This is a genomic window from Mesorhizobium sp. USDA 4413, from assembly GCF_056280365.1.
Genome location: NZ_JBVPRP010000001.1, coordinates 4,931,055 through 4,947,367, shown reverse-complemented (window position 1 = coordinate 4,947,367; position 16,313 = coordinate 4,931,055). Strand labels below are relative to the sequence as shown.

General features: G+C 64.6%; 15 protein-coding genes. 13 read left to right on the top strand and 2 right to left on the bottom strand.

Going from position 1 to position 16,313, the window contains the following annotated elements; genetic code table 11:
- Positions 1-18: 18 nt before the first annotated feature.
- The 11 genes from ACVMIM_RS24345 to ACVMIM_RS24295 all read left to right on the top strand — a co-directional run bounded on the left by ACVMIM_RS24345 (position 19) and on the right by ACVMIM_RS24295 (position 12,859).
- Positions 19-3,477, top strand: coding sequence for an SPOR domain-containing protein (locus ACVMIM_RS24345; RefSeq protein WP_476115005.1), 3,459 nt, complete (start codon positions 19-21; stop codon positions 3,475-3,477).
- A 188-nt stretch (positions 3,478-3,665) separates the two neighbouring features.
- Positions 3,666-4,685, top strand: coding sequence for a beta-N-acetylhexosaminidase (gene nagZ, locus ACVMIM_RS24340; protein ID WP_476115004.1), 1,020 nt, complete (start codon positions 3,666-3,668; stop codon positions 4,683-4,685).
- 63 nt (positions 4,686-4,748) lie between these two features.
- A complete protein-coding gene (locus ACVMIM_RS24335) occupies positions 4,749-5,549 on the top strand; it encodes a segregation and condensation protein A (protein ID WP_052459006.1) in 801 nt (266 codons plus the stop codon).
- The gene (gene scpB, locus ACVMIM_RS24330) at positions 5,546-6,301 is read left to right on the top strand and encodes an SMC-Scp complex subunit ScpB (RefSeq protein ID WP_278047873.1); all 756 of its coding nucleotides are present in this window, start codon (positions 5,546-5,548) and stop codon (positions 6,299-6,301) included. Before ACVMIM_RS24335 ends, scpB begins: the two co-directional genes overlap by 4 nt.
- A gap of 180 nt (positions 6,302-6,481) precedes the next feature.
- Positions 6,482-6,700: a twin-arginine translocase TatA/TatE family subunit gene (locus ACVMIM_RS24325; protein ID WP_041004153.1), complete on the top strand. Its 219-nt coding sequence runs from the start codon at positions 6,482-6,484 to the stop codon at positions 6,698-6,700.
- 84 nt (positions 6,701-6,784) lie between these two features.
- A complete protein-coding gene (gene tatB, locus ACVMIM_RS24320) occupies positions 6,785-7,498 on the top strand; it encodes a Sec-independent protein translocase protein TatB (protein ID WP_476115003.1) in 714 nt (237 codons plus the stop codon).
- Positions 7,495-8,358 (top strand): twin-arginine translocase subunit TatC, encoded by an 864-nt coding sequence (gene tatC, locus ACVMIM_RS24315; protein ID WP_476115001.1) that lies wholly within the window; start codon positions 7,495-7,497, stop codon positions 8,356-8,358. The genes tatB and tatC overlap by 4 nt, the downstream gene beginning before the upstream one ends.
- A gap of 104 nt (positions 8,359-8,462) precedes the next feature.
- Positions 8,463-9,767 (top strand): serine--tRNA ligase, encoded by a 1,305-nt coding sequence (serS, locus tag ACVMIM_RS24310; protein WP_476115000.1) that lies wholly within the window; start codon positions 8,463-8,465, stop codon positions 9,765-9,767.
- A gap of 4 nt (positions 9,768-9,771) precedes the next feature.
- Positions 9,772-10,530: a 5'/3'-nucleotidase SurE gene (gene surE / locus ACVMIM_RS24305; RefSeq protein WP_476114998.1), complete on the top strand. Its 759-nt coding sequence runs from the start codon at positions 9,772-9,774 to the stop codon at positions 10,528-10,530.
- A gap of 13 nt (positions 10,531-10,543) precedes the next feature.
- Positions 10,544-11,197, top strand: coding sequence for a protein-L-isoaspartate(D-aspartate) O-methyltransferase (locus ACVMIM_RS24300; protein ID WP_278047869.1), 654 nt, complete (start codon positions 10,544-10,546; stop codon positions 11,195-11,197).
- Positions 11,198-11,335: 138 nt separating this feature from the next.
- Positions 11,336-12,859, top strand: a complete 1,524-nt coding sequence (locus ACVMIM_RS24295; RefSeq protein WP_476114996.1) for a peptidoglycan DD-metalloendopeptidase family protein — start codon at positions 11,336-11,338, stop codon at positions 12,857-12,859.
- A gap of 107 nt (positions 12,860-12,966) precedes the next feature.
- Here ACVMIM_RS24295 and ACVMIM_RS24290 read toward each other — a convergent pair whose 3' ends face one another.
- Complete coding sequence (locus ACVMIM_RS24290; RefSeq protein WP_476114994.1) at positions 12,967-14,085, bottom strand: NAD-dependent epimerase/dehydratase family protein; 1,119 nt, start codon at positions 14,083-14,085, stop codon at positions 12,967-12,969.
- Here ACVMIM_RS24290 and ACVMIM_RS24285 point away from each other — a divergent pair.
- On the top strand, positions 13,969-14,790 hold the full coding sequence (locus tag ACVMIM_RS24285) for a helix-turn-helix domain-containing protein (protein ID WP_476114993.1): 822 nt from the start codon (positions 13,969-13,971) through the stop codon (positions 14,788-14,790). The two genes, ACVMIM_RS24290 and ACVMIM_RS24285, sit on opposite strands and share 117 nt — an antisense overlap.
- A gap of 3 nt (positions 14,791-14,793) precedes the next feature.
- Here ACVMIM_RS24285 and ACVMIM_RS24280 read toward each other — a convergent pair whose 3' ends face one another.
- Positions 14,794-15,666: an ATP-binding protein gene (locus ACVMIM_RS24280; protein ID WP_041004166.1), complete on the bottom strand. Its 873-nt coding sequence runs from the start codon at positions 15,664-15,666 to the stop codon at positions 14,794-14,796.
- A 267-nt stretch (positions 15,667-15,933) separates the two neighbouring features.
- On the opposite strand from ACVMIM_RS24280, the gene yajC reads away from it, so the two are divergent.
- Positions 15,934-16,272 (top strand): preprotein translocase subunit YajC, encoded by a 339-nt coding sequence (gene yajC / locus ACVMIM_RS24275; protein WP_041004168.1) that lies wholly within the window; start codon positions 15,934-15,936, stop codon positions 16,270-16,272.
- Positions 16,273-16,313 lie beyond the last annotated feature (41 nt).

Genomic DNA, 16,313 nt, shown 5'->3' with positions numbered 1-16,313 from the left:
GCGAGTTCGGGAACAATAATGGCAGACAGAACCCCGCTGAAAGTAGCCGACCACAACGACATCGCCGACGATGATCCGTTCGCGGAACTGACCCGGATCATGGGTTTCGACCCACGCCAGCCGGTGAGGCAGCCGGCCGCTGCGGTCGAGAAAGCCATGCCCTCCAATCAGGCTGTGGAGGCTGACGATTTCGACATCGACCTCGAGAAGGAGTTGATGGGCGAGTTCGATTCCGTCGAGGCAAGCGCGCCGGCCACCCAGCAGGCCGCACCGCATCAGATCCGAAATGAGCCGGCCTTCGAGGCTGCCAGCGCTGCCGCGAATGACGACGAGCTTACCGCTTCCTTCGAGCAGGATTTCGTGTTCGACGACGCGGCGGATCACGCCGACTTCGCCGTGGCCCGTGCGCTGGAGCCGGATTTCGCATCTGAGCCGCACGTCGCTCCGGAACTGGACGCCACGCCAGAGGCGCATTTCGCGTCTGAGCCGCATTTCGCGCCGGAGCCACAGGCAGCTCGCGAGCCGGAAGTGGCTTTCGACGATGATTTCGACAGGGCGGTCGCCAGTTCGCCGGAGATCTCGCCGCTCGAAGACGAGCTTCCGATCGATCAAGAAATGGCGGCTTCGCTGGACCAGGATTTCCAGTCCGACCATCACGAGCCGGCCAACCTCGATTATCACCGGGCGGCCGACGCCCGTCAGGACGCCATCGAAGCCGTGCAGGCCGCGAGCGAGGAGGCGTTCGACGCCGATTTCGACAATGCGGTCCAGATGTCGCTCGAAGACGAGCTGTCGTTTGGGAGCCACGAGCCGGAGCAGCACGCGCAGGCCGCTGAGCCGGTCGAAGCTCATGCAGCCGCCCCGTTGATTTCCGAGGATGATCTCGACGGTCATTTCGAGCAGGCGATGGCCGATGCCGATATGGATTTCGGCCAGGCTCAAGATATTCAGGACCCGGAGCTATCGCTTGGCGACGAGCCGGCGCCGACGGTCGAGGCGCCGGTCGAGACGGCCCAGTTTGTCGCTGAGCCCGAACCTGTCGCGCCCGAACCTGTCGCGCGCGAACCTTCCGCCGCGCTGACCCTCGAGGACGATTTCGAGCTGAGCTTCCGCAATGCGCTGAACGAGGAGCCGCAACATCCGGCCGTCCAACCAGCTGCCGCGCCGCAACCGGCTGCGGTTGAGCCGGCTCCCGTCGTCGCTGCTCCGGCACCGCCCGCCGCCGTTGAGCCCGTGAAGCCGGCCGCCAGCGAGCGTAGCCTGGAGGACGAGCTCAATGCGCTGCTCGGCGCCATGACCGCGCGGCCGATGCCGGCGATCAAGGAGCCTGCTCCCGCCCCACGGCTGGTTGCGGAACCCGAGAGCCATGCGAGCGGGAAGGCGATAGCCGACGATCTCGACTGGGATCTCGACGAGCATCAGCCGGCGCAGAACGGGCAGGCCGCTCAGCCGGTCGAAAGCGACCTGGATGACTTGCTCGCCAGCGAGCTCGATCGCCAGGATTTTGCGGCCCCGGCCAGGACCGAGGCCGACGATTTCGATGACGATTTTGGCGCTGCCTTCGCCCGGAGTATTGAGGCCGAGCAGGAGGCAGCCGCTACGACGAGGCCTCCGGCAAATTCTTCCAATTGGGTGCATTCGACGCCCACGGAACCAGCCAGGTCGTGGAGCCGTTCGACCCCGACCTCAGCTCCGCCGGTGCAGGTTTCCTTTGCCGCTCAGCCCGCGCCAGCGCAGCCGGCGCCCTCGGCGCCGGTGCAGGCAGCGCCTTCGGTGCCTGTTCAGATGGCAGCGCCTGCCTACCGCAACGAACCGGCGGTGGATTATTCCGCCTACGCCAAGCCCACGCCATCGTCGCAGGCTCCTCGGCATGAGGACGTGCCGGATGTGGAGACCGTCGATGTTCCAGAGCGCGTGGTCGCGCTTGTGGACGACCTCGACATTCCGGAGTTGAGCTTCGAAGAGGACCAGCCTGCGGCCCCCGCTTACGACGATCTCGACGCGGAATTCGCCAGCCTGCTCACCGATATGAACGCGACGGAGATCGCATCGGCACCCGTGCAGAACCGCGGCTATGACGATGAATCCTACAATGCCGGTTTCAACGGCTACGACCGTCGCGACCTGCGCGCCGAGACACCGGCGGCGCCGGTTGCCCCGGCTTCGTTCGCCGTCGCCGACGATTACGACGCCGACAACCTGCCCGGCAGCCGGCCGGGTTCGCAGCAGGACGACTTCGCCAGCGAAGAGCTCGATTACGACCCCGAGCTCGAGGAAGCGATGGCGATTCCCGGGCTTGCCGAGCGCGAGGCGGCGCAGCCGCGCCGGCGCGGCATGATGGTCGCGGCGCTCGTCGGTGCCGTCGTGGTTCTCGGCAGCCTTGGCGCTCTGGCCTTCTCCTTCGGCGGCAAAGGCGGCAGCGAGGCTCCGGTGATCGTCAAGGCCGACAATTCGCCGATCAAGGTGAAGCCTGAAAATCCGGGCGGCACGGTGGTGCCGAACCAGGACAACAAGGTTTACGACGCGGTGACCAAGGGCGCCGGCGCGGCCAAACCCGCCGAGCCGGTACAGCAGAAGCTGGTGAACACCACCGAGCAACCCGTGGACCTGGCCTCGAAAGAACCGCCGCAGAGCCGCGTGGTCGATCTTGCGCCCAATGACAACGACGCCGCGGCCGGCACCGATGCCGCCGACAATGCAGGCTCCGCGTTGCCCGGCGTCGCACAAGCCGCTGTGCCCGAAAGCGCGCAGCCTGCCGCACCGGCAAGCGCGCAGCCGGCAGCGCCGGCGCCGAAGTCGGAAGACCGCATCGCCCAGGTGTTGCAGCAGGATGCCGAAAACACTGCCAACAACGACGTGGTGGCCGTCGCACCGCGCAAGGTGAAGACCATGATGGTCAAGCCCGACGGCTCGCTGGTGCCGCGCGAGGATCCAGCCCCGGCCGCGCCGAAGGTCGCGGCGGCCGAGCCGACCGATCCGGCGCCGCAGCATGTCGCGCCGGCCTCCGACGGCCAGCAGACGGGAACCGTGGCTTCGGATGCGGACCAGGCGGATGCGCCTGCCGTCAAGCCGGCAAAGCCCGCGAAGAAGGCCGAAGCCAAGGCGCAGTCGACCAACACCCCGGCGACGGTGCCGGTGGCGCCGGCCCGCCCGTCCGACCAGCCGGTCGATATTGTCGGCGAGGTCAAGCCGGACCAGGTCGCCTCCATCGATCCGGCGGCAGCCGCCGGCGGCGGCTCGTGGTCGATGCAGATCGCTTCGCAGCCGACGGTCGAGAGCGCGCAGTCGACCTATCAGGATCTGCAGCGCCGCTATGGCAGCGTGCTCTCCGGGCGCACCGCCAACATCGTGAAGGCCGAGGTCGCGGGCAAGGGCACCTTCTACCGCGTTCGCGTGCCGGCCCAGTCGCGCAACGATGCGATCAACCTTTGCACCAGCTACAAGGCGGCCGGCGGCAACTGTTTCGTATCTCGCTGATAGATCTCTTGTTTTGACGCAATTCCGGACGGAAAACCGCTCACACTTTTCCTGGAATTGCTTCAGCTTCCAAAGCCGGCGCCGCCGAAAGGCCGCGCCGGCTTTTCGTTGTGGACGGTTGTGGGCTTTGGCTGGTCCGAGGGCAGGGGTGATTCCCTTTGCCCGCTCAAAGCCTTAAGCTTCCGTGCATGAGCGAATCAAAATCCATGATCCTCGGCTGCGCCGGGCAATCCCTCACCGAAGACGAAGTCCGCTTCTATCGGGACGAACGTCCCTGGGGCTTCATCCTGTTTGCACGCAACATCGGCGAAGCCGCGCAGATCCGCGACCTTGTCGCCTCGATGCGCGACTGCGTCGGCCGCCCGGACGCTCCGGTCTTCATCGACCAAGAAGGCGGCAGGGTGCAGCGCCTGCGGCCGCCGCTGGCGCCGAACTATCCGGCGGGCGGGGCGCTTGGTGCGCTGTGGCGCGAGGACGAGGAAGCCGGCCGCCGCGCTGCCTGGCTGCTGGCGCGGCTGCATGCCTTCGATCTCTCCCGCCTGGGTATAACGGCCGACTGCCTGCCGGTGCTCGACGTTCCGGTCGAAGGCGCCAGCGACGTCATCGGCGCGCGCGCCTATGGCAAGGAGCCCAACGCGGTGATCGAGCTCGGCCGCGCTTCGGCCGAGGGATTGATGTCGGGCGGCGTGCTGCCGGTGATGAAGCATATTCCCGGCCATGGCCGCGCCTTTGCCGACACGCATTTCGCGCTGCCGACCGTCGATACGCCGCTCGAGGAGCTCAGCCGGCATGATTTTGCCCCGTTCAAGGCGTTGAACGAGCTGCCGATGGCGATGACCGCGCATGTCGTCTACAGCGCCGTCGATCCCGACAACCCGGCGACGACGTCCGCTAAGGTCGTCGGTCAGGTGATCCGCGGCGAGATCGGCTTCGACGGGTTGTTGATGAGCGACGACACCTCGATGAAGGCACTTTCTGGGGATTTCCCGACAAAGGCGGCCTCGATCCTTGCGGCCGGCTGCGATCTCGTCCTTCACTGCAACGGCGTTTTCGAGGAAATGTCCGGGATCGCGTCGCGCACGACGGCGCTGTCGGGCAAGTCCTTGCAACGCGCGGAGCGGGCGTTGACCTATATAAAGGATCGCGATGTCGCCGACGAAACGGCGATACGCGCGGAATTTGCCACCTATTTCGAAGCGGTGGCCTGAACCGAAGGGACGAAAAGGCACGTGGCGGAGACATTGGAAGGCAAGGCCGCGAAGGCCGCACCGATGGACCGTCTGTGGGCCGAGAACGACGATTCACGCCTGACGGGTGACCCGTCGCTGGTGGTCGATGTGGCCGGTTTCGAAGGCCCGCTCGACCTTCTCCTGCATCTTGCCCGCAACCAGAAGGTCGATCTGGCGCGCATTTCGATCCTGGCGCTTGCCGAGCAGTATCTGGCTTTCATCGAGAAGGTGCGGGCGCTGAGGCTCGAGCTTGCCGCCGATTATCTGGTGATGGCGGCCTGGCTCGCCTTCCTGAAGTCGAAGCTCTTGATCCCGAAACAGCCGGGGGAGGAGGGCGAAAGCGGCGAGGAACTGGCGGCGGTGCTGCAATTCCGGCTGAAGCGGCTGGAAGCCATGCGCGACGCCGCGGCGCGGCTGGTCAACCGCAACCGGCTCGGCCGCGACGTCTTTGCGCGCGGCATGCCGGAAATGGTCATCGTCGAGAAGCGCAACAGCTTTTCGGCCTCGCTCTACGATCTGCTCACCGCCTACGCGCAGCAGCGCCAGCGGCAGGCGATCAACAATGTGACGATCGCCCGGCGCGCCGTGTGGTCGCTGAAGGATGCACGCGAGGTGCTGGCAAGGCTGGTCGGCTCGGTCGGCGACTGGACTGCGCTCGACAGCTTCCTGATCGAATATCTTGCCGCGCCGGAAGAAAAACGCACGGCAATCGCCAGCTCCTTCGCGGCGACGCTCGAAATGGTGCGCGAGGGCAAATTGGAAGTGCGGCAGGAACAGGTGTTCGCGCCGATCTATCTGCGCGGCCGCGCGCAAGGGGTCAGGGCAGTCGAGGTGGTATCATGAGCGAACGCGCCAACGCTTCGGTCATCCCGTTCAAGGTCGAGGACGAGCCGGAAGACGAGATGGCCGAACAGGGTTCCCTCGAAAACCCCGCCGAGCGGCTGCAATTGTCGGAAGCCGTGCGCATGGCGGAGGCGATCGTTTTTGCCAGCGCCGAGCCGGTCAGCGAAAAGCAGCTTGCCGCGCGCCTGCCGGAAGGCGTCAACATCGCCGCCGCGATGGCGGATTTGCAGGAAATCTATGCCAAGCGCGGCGTCAACCTCGTGCGGGTCGGCGACGCCTGGGCCTTCCGCACGGCGGGCGACCTGGCTTTCCTGATGAGCCGGGACTCCGTCCAGCAGAGGAAGCTATCGCGCGCGGCGCTCGAAGTGCTGGCGATCATCGCCTACCACCAGCCGGTCACGCGCGCCGAAATCGAAGACATCAGAGGCGTGGAGACCTCCAAGGGCACGCTCGACACGCTGCTCGAAACGGAATGGGTCAGGATGCGCGGCCGCCGCCGCACGCCCGGACGGCCGGTGACCTACGGGACGACCGACGCTTTCCTCGATCATTTCGCGCTGGAGGAAATCCGCGATCTGCCCGGCATGGAAGAGTTGAAGGGTGCCGGCCTGCTCTCGACGCGCATGCCGGCGAATTTCTCGATGCCGGTGCCGCCTGCCGACCCGGACGCGCTCGCCGAGGACGAGGACGCGCTGACCGATATCGACCTCGAGGAACTTGGGCTGCTGACGCCGCGCGTCACGGAAGAGTGAGAGCGAAAACCGGCACGGATGGTCTATTAGCAAGGCCTGCGCGGATTCGTAGCAAGGCGCTCACGCTGAAAGTGCGTGACATCCGCTAGCCATTTTATCAACTTCATTGCGGTTGTGTTTGAATCCCCGGGCGAAAACGCATAGATCATCGCCAGGGAAAACATTCGAGAGAGAGTAGCAATGGGTTCATTTTCGATTTGGCACTGGATGATCGTGCTGGTCATCGTGCTTCTGGTGTTCGGCCGCGGCAAGATCCCCGAGCTGATGGGCGACATGGCCAAGGGCATCAAGAGCTTCAAGAAGGGCATGGCTGACGACGACGTCGACGACAAGCGCACCGTCGAGCACCGCGCCGATGAGACCGTTTCGCCGGCCAAGGAAAAGGTCAGCAAGGGCTGATCTCGGGTTGTTGCTTTGAGCATGCCGTTGTCCCAAAACCGCTTCGCATGTGCGGGCGGCATGCACGCGTCGGAATAGATCGTCATGTTCGAAGTCGGTTGGAGCGAACTGCTGGTGATCGCGGTCGTCATGATCGTGGTCGTCGGGCCTAAGGATTTGCCCAACATGCTTCGCACTTTCGGCCGCACCGCGGCGAAATTGCGCGCCATGGCCGGCGACTTCCAGAAGCAGTTCAACGAAGCGCTGAAGGAAGCCGAGCTCGACGACGTGAAGAGCTCGATCGACAGTCTTCGCGGCCTCAATCCGATGAATGAGGTGCGCAAGCAGCTCAATCCGTTCGAGCAGGCCGCAGCCGATGTGCGGGCCGGCGTCGATACGATGATGAAGCCGAAGCCTGCCGCCGATCCGGCGGCGCCGGCAGCAGCAACGCCGCAAGCCGCCGAGCCGCTCAAGAACGGCGCGACGGACATGCCCGGCATCACCGGAACCGAGCCTGCTCCGGCCACACCGACCCTTCCGGTCATGACCGACACTTTGGTTACCGCACCAGCTTCGGAGACCGTCGCAGTTCCGGCCCAGCCGGCGAGAAAGGCGACCGCCGCCAAGGGAAGGACGGCCGGCACCGTGGCGAAAACACCGGCGGTAAAGGCGCCGGCCAAAGCCGCGCCGGCTGCGGTTAAAGCCGCCGCGCCTGCCCGGAAGGCCGCGCCCAAGGCGGAGGCAAAGCTTGCCGCGGCAAAGAAGCCGGCCGCCAAGAAGACAACTGACCCCAAGAAGACGGCGGGAGCCGCCAAGTGAGCGTAACCGACAAGGAGAGGGAAGAAATCGAGAAATCGTCGGCGCCGCTGATCGAGCATCTCATCGAGCTGCGCCGCCGCCTGATCTGGTCTCTGGGCGGCTTCTTCGTCGCCTTTCTCGTCTGCTTCTTCTTCGCCAAGCGCCTGTTCAACCTGCTGGTCATCCCCTTCAAATGGGCGACGCAATGGGCGGGGCTCGATCCGCATAAGGTCGAGCTGATCTATACCGCACCGCAGGAGTTCTTCTTCACCCAGGTGAAGCTCGCCATGTTCGGCGGCATGGTGATCGCCTTCCCGCTGATCGCCACGCAGATCTACAAATTCATTGCGCCCGGCCTCTACAAGAACGAGCGCAGCGCCTTCCTGCCGTTCCTGATCGCGTCGCCCATCCTGTTCCTGTTGGGCGCTTCGCTGGTCTATTTCTTCTTCACGCCGATGGTGATGTGGTTCTTCCTGGCGATGCAGCAGGTCGGCACCAACGACCAGGTGCAGATTTCGCTGCTGCCGAAGGTTTCGGAATATCTCAGCCTGATCATGACGCTGATCTTCTCCTTCGGCCTGGTATTCCAGCTGCCGGTGGTGACCAGCCTTTTGACGCGCGTCGGGCTGCTGTCGTCGCAGGCGCTGGCCGAAAAGCGCAAATGGGCGATCGTGCTTTCCTTCGTGGTCGCCGCGGTCCTGACGCCGCCCGATCCGATGAGCCAGTGCGGCCTCGCCATTCCGACCATCATCCTCTATGAGGTCGCCATCTGGTCCTCTCGCATGATCGAGCGCAGCCAGGCACGCGACCGCCTGGCGCGCGAGCAGGCGGAGGAGGGGAACTCCGTCGCCAGCAACACGCCGGACGCCCCGTCGACCTAAACGGGGCTTCCCAGTCGGGAAATCGCGGCGGCGCGCTTATCCGCCGTCTTGCATCGATGGCGGATGCGGTTTACGCCCTCGATCCTTACTTTTGAGGATCGACCATGCTTGACATCAAATGGATTCGCGAAAACCCGAAGGCCCTTGTCGAGGCGCTGGTGAAGCGCTCCTGGTCGGCGGGCGAGGCGCAGTCCACGGTCGACGATCTGGTCGCGAAGGACGAAGCGCGGCGTTCGCATCTCAGCGAATTGCAGGTCAAGCAGGAGCGCCGCAACGCCGCCTCGAAGGAGATCGGCAACGCCATGCGTTCGGGCGATGCGGCCCTTGCCGAAAAGCTCAAGGGCGAAGTCAGCGAGATCAAGGCGTTCATCCAGAACGGCGAGGCGCGCGAGCGCGAGCTCGACAAGGCGCTGAACAACGCGCTCGCGGTGCTGCCCAATGTGCCGCTGGAGGACGTGCCGGTCGGCAAGGACGAGCACGACAACGTCGTCAAGCGCATCGTCGGCGAGGTGCCGACGCGGCCGAACTGGGTAAAGGAGCATTTCGAGATCGGCGAAGCGCTCGGCATGATGGATTTCGAGCGTGCCGCGAAACTGTCCGGCGCGCGCTTCACCGTGCTGAAGAGCCAGCTTGCGCGCCTGGAGCGGGCGCTTGGCCAGTTCATGCTCGACCTGCACACCACCGAGCACGGCTATGAGGAAATCCAGACGCCGCTGATGGTGCGCGACGAGGTGCTGTTCGGTACCGGACAGCTGCCGAAATTCGAGGAGGACCTTTTCTTCACGCCGCATGGCGATGGCCGCCTCGGCCTGATCCCGACGGCCGAAGTGTCGCTGACCAACCTCGTGCGCGAGGAAATCACCGCGCATGAAAAGCTGCCGCTGCGCTACACGGCGCTGACGCCGTGCTTCCGTTCGGAAGCGGGCTCGGCCGGCCGCGACACGCGCGGCATGCTGCGCCAGCACCAGTTCTACAAGGTCGAACTGGTCTCGATCACCGACCAGGAAAGCTCGATCGCCGAGCACGAGCGCATGACGCAATGCGCCGAGGAAGTGCTGAAGCGGCTCGGCCTGCCGTTCCGCACGGTAACGCTCTGCACCGGCGACATGGGTTTCGGCGCGCGCAAGACCTACGATATCGAGGTCTGGCTGCCGGGGCAGAACGCCTATCGCGAAATCTCGTCCTGCTCGGTCTGCGGCGATTTCCAGGCCAGGCGCATGGATGCCCGCTACAAGGACAAGGACGGCAAGGGCAATCGCTTCGTCCACACGCTGAACGGCTCGGGCACCGCGGTCGGCCGCGCGCTCATAGCTGTCATCGAAAACTACCAGAATGAGGATGGCAGCGTAACCATTCCTGAAGTGCTGCGGCCTTACATGGGTGGTCTCGCCAAGATCGAAGCGAAGTGACTTGATGCGCATTCTTCTGACCAATGACGACGGCATCCACGCCGAGGGGCTGGCGTCGCTCGAACGCATCGCGCGCACGCTGTCGGACGATGTCTGGGTGGTGGCGCCCGAGCAGGACCAGTCCGGCTATGCGCATTCGCTGTCGATCTCGGAGCCGCTCAGGCTGCGCAAGATCGGCGAGAAGCATTATGCCGTGCGCGGCACCCCGACCGACTGTGTCATCATGGGCACGAAGAAAATCCTGCCCGGACCGCCGGACCTGATCCTGTCCGGCGTCAATTCCGGCGCCAACATCGCCGACGACGTCACCTATTCCGGCACCGTGGCGGGCGCCATGGAAGGCGCGCTGCTCGGCGTGCGCTCGATCGCGGTCAGCCAGGCCTATTCCTATGTCGGCGAGGACCGCGTCGTTCCTTATGAGACGACCGAGGCGCTGGCGCCGGCGCTGCTCAAGCGCCTTGTGGAAACGCCGCTGCCGGAAGGCGTGCTGCTCAACGTCAATTTTCCGAACTGCGCGCCCGGCGAGGTGGAAGGCACCGTCGTCACCTCGCAGGGCAAGCTGGTGCATAGTCTCTGGGTCGACGAGCGGCGCGACGGGCGCGGCCTGCCTTACTACTGGCTCCGCTTCGGCCGCGAGCCCGTCGAAGGCAAAAAGGGCACGGACCTTTACGCGCTGCGCAACCGGCTGGTGTCGGTGACGCCGCTGCAGCTCGACCTCACCGCTCATGAACTTCACGACCAACTGACCAAGGCGTTGTCATGAACAGGGTTTCGGCATGAGCATGGCCATCGACGACCGCGAAGGATTTGCCGCTTTCCTGCTCAGGCTGCGGGGCAGGGGCACGGCGCCGAAGGCGCTGGTCGCGGCCTTCGAGGCGACGCCGCGGCGCGGTTTCCTGTCGGCCCAGTTCCACGCGCTCGCCTGGTCGGACGGCATGCTGCCGATCGAATGCGGCGAGGCGATCGAGGGCGCCGATCTGCAGGCGGCGGTGATCGCGGCACTTCACATCGAGCCGGGCAACCGCGTGCTCGAGATCGGCACGGGCTCGGGCTACACGGCAGCCGTCATGTCGAGGCTCGCGGCGCGCGTTATCACCGTCGACCGCTATAAGACGCTGACCGAGCAGGCAAAACAGCGTTTCGAGGCGCTCGCCATCAGCAACGTCATCGTCCGCCAGGCTGATGGCTCGAATGGCCTGCCCAATGAAGGGCCGTTCGACCGTATCGTCGCCTGGGCGGCCTTCGACAGCCTGCCGCGCTTCCTGCTCGACCAGTTGTCGAGCGGCGGCGTCGTCATCGCGCCGATCGGCCCGGAGGAGGGCGAGCAGGTGCTGGCCAAGCTCACCAAGGTCGGCAGCCGTTTCGAGCGCGAGGATATCGGCATGGTCAGGCTGCAGCCGATCCTGCGTAGCGTCGCAGCGGTGATCTAGCGGGCCTTGCCGGCTTCGCCAAAATTTCCGCCAATGTTTTAAGAAAATTTTCGCCGGATTCTAATGGGTTAACCGGCCGGTAACATTAACGCGCTTTAATCATGACCAGTTTGTACCGGGTCTGTGCGGGTTAGTGCGATGCAATTCAATCACTTGAAGGCAAACAGACGCAATCTGGCGCGCGGTTGCGCTGTCCTGATGATTGCCGGCGCGGCGGCCGGGTGCAGTTCCCAGTCGATGCGCTTCAACGGTGTCGATGATGTCTTCACATCCTCGACCAACAATCAGCGTGCCATCATCAACAAGCAGAACGTCGACCAACCCTATCCGGGCGACACGGTCGCGCCTGCGCCGGTCGACGGCACCCATACCCAGTCCATAAGCCGTTCCAGCCTCGAGCCGGTCACGGCGCAGCAGTTGCCGCCTCCGTCGGCGCCCGCTCCGGCAAAGCCGATGCGAACCGCTTCGGCACCCGCCCTTGCGCCCGCTCCGGCGCTTGCTCCCGCGCCGCATCTCGACAGGACGGCCACCGGGACGGTTGCCCAGGCGAAGCCGTTCAAGACCGCCGAGCCCGATGCCGTGCGCAATGCCAGCGCTGCGCCGCATGCGACCGAGATCGTGGTGCGTGACGGCGAGACGCTTTCAGGCCTGGCAGCGCACTACCATGTGCCGGCCGATGCCATCGCCAAGGTCAACGGGATAGATCCGAAGAAAGGCCTCCGTAGCGGCCAGAAGATCGTCATCCCCGCCTATGCCTATTCGAGCAAGGCGGAGCCGAAGGTTGCGGAAGGCAAGCCGACGAACGCGCCGAAGCAGCCCGCCCCGGAGAAGGTCGCGGTGCTGCCGCAGCAGCCCAAGGTCAAGGACGGCAAATCCGCCGCGCAGGTTGATGCCTCGGCCGCGGCCGCGGGTTCCAAGAACCCGAAGCCCGCGCCGCAGATGGCCGAGGCCAAGCCGACCGGCGCCGGCGGCTCCTACACTGTGCAGCAAGGCGACTCGCTGTCCTCGATCGCCAGAAAGACCGGGGTCAGCGTCACGGCGCTGAAGCAGGCCAACGGCATGCAGGACGGCTTGCTCAAGATCGGCCAGACGCTCAAGGTCCCGGCCGGCGGCGCAGTCGTGGCGGCCGCCAAGCCTGCAGCAGCCGAGCCCGCTGTCGATCCCGTGACGACGGCGACGACGCAGCCGCCGGCCAAGACCACGCCGTCGCAGACGCTTGCCTCCTACACGCCGCCGAAGAAGGACGCCAAGGTCATCCAGCAGGCCGAGGACGACGACGCGGTGGCGCCCGACGCGACCGGCATCGGCAAGATGCGCTGGCCGGTGCGCGGCCGCGTGATCTCCAGCTTCGGCTCCGGCAAGGACGGCGTCGACATCGCGGTGCCCGAAGGAACGCCGATCAAGGCGGCCGAGAACGGCGTCGTCATCTATGCCGGCGACGGCCTCAAGGAATTCGGCAACACCGTGCTGGTGCGGCACGAGAACGGCCTGGTCACCGTCTATGGCCACGCAAGCTCGATCGAGGTGCAGCGCGGCCAGAAGGTCAAGCGCGGCCAGGAGATCGCGCTGTCCGGCATGAGCGGCACCACCGACTCGCCCAAGCTGCACTTCGAAGTGCGAAAGAACTCGGCCCCGGTCGATCCGTCGGGCTATCTCGAATAGAACAAGAACAATTGCGGGCCGCCTGACCTCCAGTCCGGCCCGCCGTCTTCAGCCCGCTCCGCGAGGAGCGGGCTTTTTCAATTCCGGAAGATGCCTGACGCTCGGGCTTAAAGATGATCCCGGAGCGTGTCGGCGATCATCTCTTCAAGGCTGCTGGCCTTCACGCCCAGAAGCGTCTCCGCGTCGGAGGAATCGACCAGCAAGGGTGTCTCGAAAAGGTATTTCATCTCGATAAGCTCCTGCATGCCCAGCGCTTCCATCTCGGGGACGGAATAGGAGCATGTCTCGGAAACCTCCCGGCCCAGCATCGCCGCGGTTTTGCGGATGAGCTCGTTGGGCGAGGCGTGTTGCGAAGGAACATGAAACGCCCGTCCCCATTCGCCTGTGTAGCGGGAGGCCGCGACGAGCGTCTTTGCGACGTCCTTGGTGAAGCTCCAGGCATGAGTGGCGTCAAGGTCTCCGATGAAGGCGACGGGCTTGCCCTCGACGACGGAGGGCAGCGCGACCAGCGAGAAGTAGCTGATCGCGCCGTGCCCAAGATAGTCGCTGGATCGTATCTCGATCGCCGGCACGCTGGCACGGGCCGCCCGCTGCCACATGATCGTCCGGGCGGTTCCCTTCTTTGAGGTCGGCTCCAGCGGCATGTCGGAGCGAAGTGGGTTTTCGCCATTCTTGCCGTAGCCATAGAGGTTTCCAAGCACGATGAGCTTTGCGCCTACTGCTTCAGCCGCGCGCACGGTGCCGTCGATTATAGGGAAGAAGTCGGTTGGCCAGCGATGATATGTGGCCATGGCACACATGAAGATGGCATCGGCGTCCCGGCAGACATGCGACAGCGCCGAGGCATCCGTGGCGTCAGCCTGTATCGACCGTACATTCCGCAACACGTTCGAACCGACGCTTCGGCTGGTAAGGATGACATCATGGCCTTCTTCGCCAAGAAGGCGAGCCGTCTCGCGTCCAACCGGGCCCGCGCCGACAACAACATACGAACTCATGGCAACCTCTCTTTCATGTTTGGAGGAGAGGCGGGAGTACAGGTTCGTGGCGTTGAAAATCGCGCGGGAATTGCCAAATCTTGAGCAGGTTTCGCCATGAATCGAGAGAGCATGCCTGCGCAATTCGCTCCGGCCCGATCGACATCCGACGTCACGATGGTTTCCCGGCATGTCGAGGCAGGCGTGCATCGGCTGCCCCGGGCGCCACATCATCGCATCATGGTTCATGCAAGCGCTGCGACCCGCTCCTACTGCAATCAGGTCGGGCGATATTTCGTCAGGCGCGCCGGCGATATCGACCTAGTGCCGGCCGGCGAGGAGGGCGGTTTCGAGGCCGAAACCCCGTTCGACACGATGGAGATCGTCTTGCAGCCGGCCTTGATGGAAAGGGTCGCCGCGGAACTCGGTGGAAAGGCGAGAGCATCGCGGCTCGACACCCGTCATCTGCTTCGTGATCAGCGGATCGAGCATCTCGCCCGCGCATTGCAGAGCGATCTCGGTGCAGGCGCACCGAGCGGCCCTTTGTTTGCCGAGAGCATCGGCGCCGCGCTTGCGGTGAGGCTGCTCGGCCTAGATGGCCCAGACGCGGTTCGAGTGAACCGGTTGTCGGACGCGCAGCTCAACCGTGTCCTCGAACACATCGAGGCCGCTCTCCACGAGCCGCTTTCGATCGATCGCCTGAGCCGGGTAGCCGGCGCGAGCAGCTCGCATCTGCGCACATGGTTCAAGGCGGCGATGGGCGTCACCTTGCATCGCTACGTGTTGCGACGGCGCGTGGAAAGGGCATGCGTCCTGCTGCGGCGAGGCGATCTCACCACGAGCGAAGTCGCCGCATTGACGGGCTTCGCGCACCAGTCTCATCTGGCACACTGGATGCGCCGCGAAACCGGCCAGACGCCGCGCGACGTGCGACGGGTGCAGCCGCCCAAGTGACATTCAATCCTTCAGCGGCTTGCCGAGCCGGCCGGCGAGGTCCTGCGTGAACTGCCAGGCGACGCGGCCGGAACGGCTGCCGCGCGTCGTGGCCCATTCGAGCGCCTCGGCGCGCAATTGCTCGGGATCAATCGTCAGGCCGTGATAGCGGACATAGCCGTCGATCATGTCGAGATATTCGTCCTGCGAGCATTTGTGGAAGCCGAGCCAGAGACCGAAACGATCGGATAGCGAGACTTTTTCCTCCACCGCCTCCGACGGGTTGATCGCGGTCGAGCGCTCATTGTCGATCATGTCGCGCGGCAACAGATGGCGCCGGTTGGATGTGGCGTAGAAGATGACGTTGGCGGGCCGACCCTCGACGCCGCCTTCGAGCGCCGCCTTGAGCGATTTGTAGGAGGTGTCGTCATGGTCGAAGGAGAGGTCGTCGCAAAACAGGATGAAGCGGTATGGAGCCGCCTTCAGGAGACCCATCAGCTTGGGCAGCGTGTCGATATCCTCGCGATGGATCTCGATCAGCTTCAGCGGCCGGTCGAGCTTGTCGGAGGCGTTGACGGTGGCATGCACGGCCTTGACCAGGGAGGATTTGCCCATCCCGCGCGCGCCCCACAACAGCACGTTGTTGGCCGCATAGCCGGACGCGAAGCGCTCGGTGTTGTCGAGCAGGATGTCGCGCACGCGGTCGACGCCGCGGATCAGGCCGATGTCGACGCGGTTGACCTTGCGAACCGGTTCCAGATAGCCGGGCTCCGCCTGCCAGACGAAGCAATCCGCCACGCCGAGATCGGTTTCCGGCACGGGCGGCGGGGCGAGGCGGGAAACCGCCTCGATCAGGCGGTCGAGTTTCTTGTTCAAGGCGTCCAGGCTGTCGGTCATTTTGCGCCTTTTTGTCGGGGTCTTTCAGCGTGTGGGAGCAGCTTCCATGACATCGCTGCAAGAACCAGCTCCAAGCTTTTGTTGGAGCATGATCTTTTCGGTGGCCTTGAAGCGGCTTCCGCTGCGACGCTCTAGCACGCCGCAAACGGCTGGAAAAGCAACGGATTGGGCTCGCAGCGCAGTTGCATTGGCAAGTTTACCGACTATATTCCGGCCAAATTTTCGCGGGGCGGCCGCGGCGGAATTTCACCATCCAGGAGTTTCTTGATGTTCGTTACACCGGCATACGCCCAGGGCGTCGGCGCTTCGCCAGACATGTTCATCTCGATTTTGCCGTTTGTCCTGATTTTCGTGATCATGTATTTTCTGATTATCCGGCCGCAGCGCGCGCAACTGAAGAAGCGCCAGGAGATGCTCTCGGCGGTGCGCCGCGGCGATACGGTGGTGACCGGCGGCGGTTTCGTCGGCAAGGTGACCAAGGTGATCGACGACAATGAACTGGAAATCGACCTTGGGGGGGGAACCAAGGTGACGGCGCTGCGCTCGACGATCTCGGATGTGCGCGTCAAGGGCGAGCCCGTGGCGAACCAGAACGCCAAGAAGTAATCCTCTCGATGGCGGAACGCTGCCGCTTGTACGCCTGAACG

Coding starts and splice junctions, on each gene's coding strand:
- ACVMIM_RS24345 (WP_476115005.1), top strand. CDS start 19: ATGGCAGACAGAACCCCGCTGAAAGTAGCCGACCACAACGACATCGCC.
- nagZ (WP_476115004.1), top strand. CDS start 3,666: ATGAGCGAATCAAAATCCATGATCCTCGGCTGCGCCGGGCAATCCCTC.
- ACVMIM_RS24335 (WP_052459006.1), top strand. CDS start 4,749: ATGGACCGTCTGTGGGCCGAGAACGACGATTCACGCCTGACGGGTGAC.
- scpB (WP_278047873.1), top strand. CDS start 5,546: ATGAGCGAACGCGCCAACGCTTCGGTCATCCCGTTCAAGGTCGAGGAC.
- ACVMIM_RS24325 (WP_041004153.1), top strand. CDS start 6,482: ATGGGTTCATTTTCGATTTGGCACTGGATGATCGTGCTGGTCATCGTG.
- tatB (WP_476115003.1), top strand. CDS start 6,785: ATGTTCGAAGTCGGTTGGAGCGAACTGCTGGTGATCGCGGTCGTCATG.
- serS (WP_476115000.1), top strand. CDS start 8,463: ATGCTTGACATCAAATGGATTCGCGAAAACCCGAAGGCCCTTGTCGAG.
- surE (WP_476114998.1), top strand. CDS start 9,772: ATGCGCATTCTTCTGACCAATGACGACGGCATCCACGCCGAGGGGCTG.
- ACVMIM_RS24300 (WP_278047869.1), top strand. CDS start 10,544: ATGAGCATGGCCATCGACGACCGCGAAGGATTTGCCGCTTTCCTGCTC.
- ACVMIM_RS24295 (WP_476114996.1), top strand. CDS start 11,336: ATGCAATTCAATCACTTGAAGGCAAACAGACGCAATCTGGCGCGCGGT.
- ACVMIM_RS24285 (WP_476114993.1), top strand. CDS start 13,969: ATGCCTGCGCAATTCGCTCCGGCCCGATCGACATCCGACGTCACGATG.
- ACVMIM_RS24290 (WP_476114994.1), bottom strand. CDS start 14,085: ATGAACCATGATGCGATGATGTGGCGCCCGGGGCAGCCGATGCACGCC.
- ACVMIM_RS24280 (WP_041004166.1), bottom strand. CDS start 15,666: ATGACCGACAGCCTGGACGCCTTGAACAAGAAACTCGACCGCCTGATC.
- yajC (WP_041004168.1), top strand. CDS start 15,934: ATGTTCGTTACACCGGCATACGCCCAGGGCGTCGGCGCTTCGCCAGAC.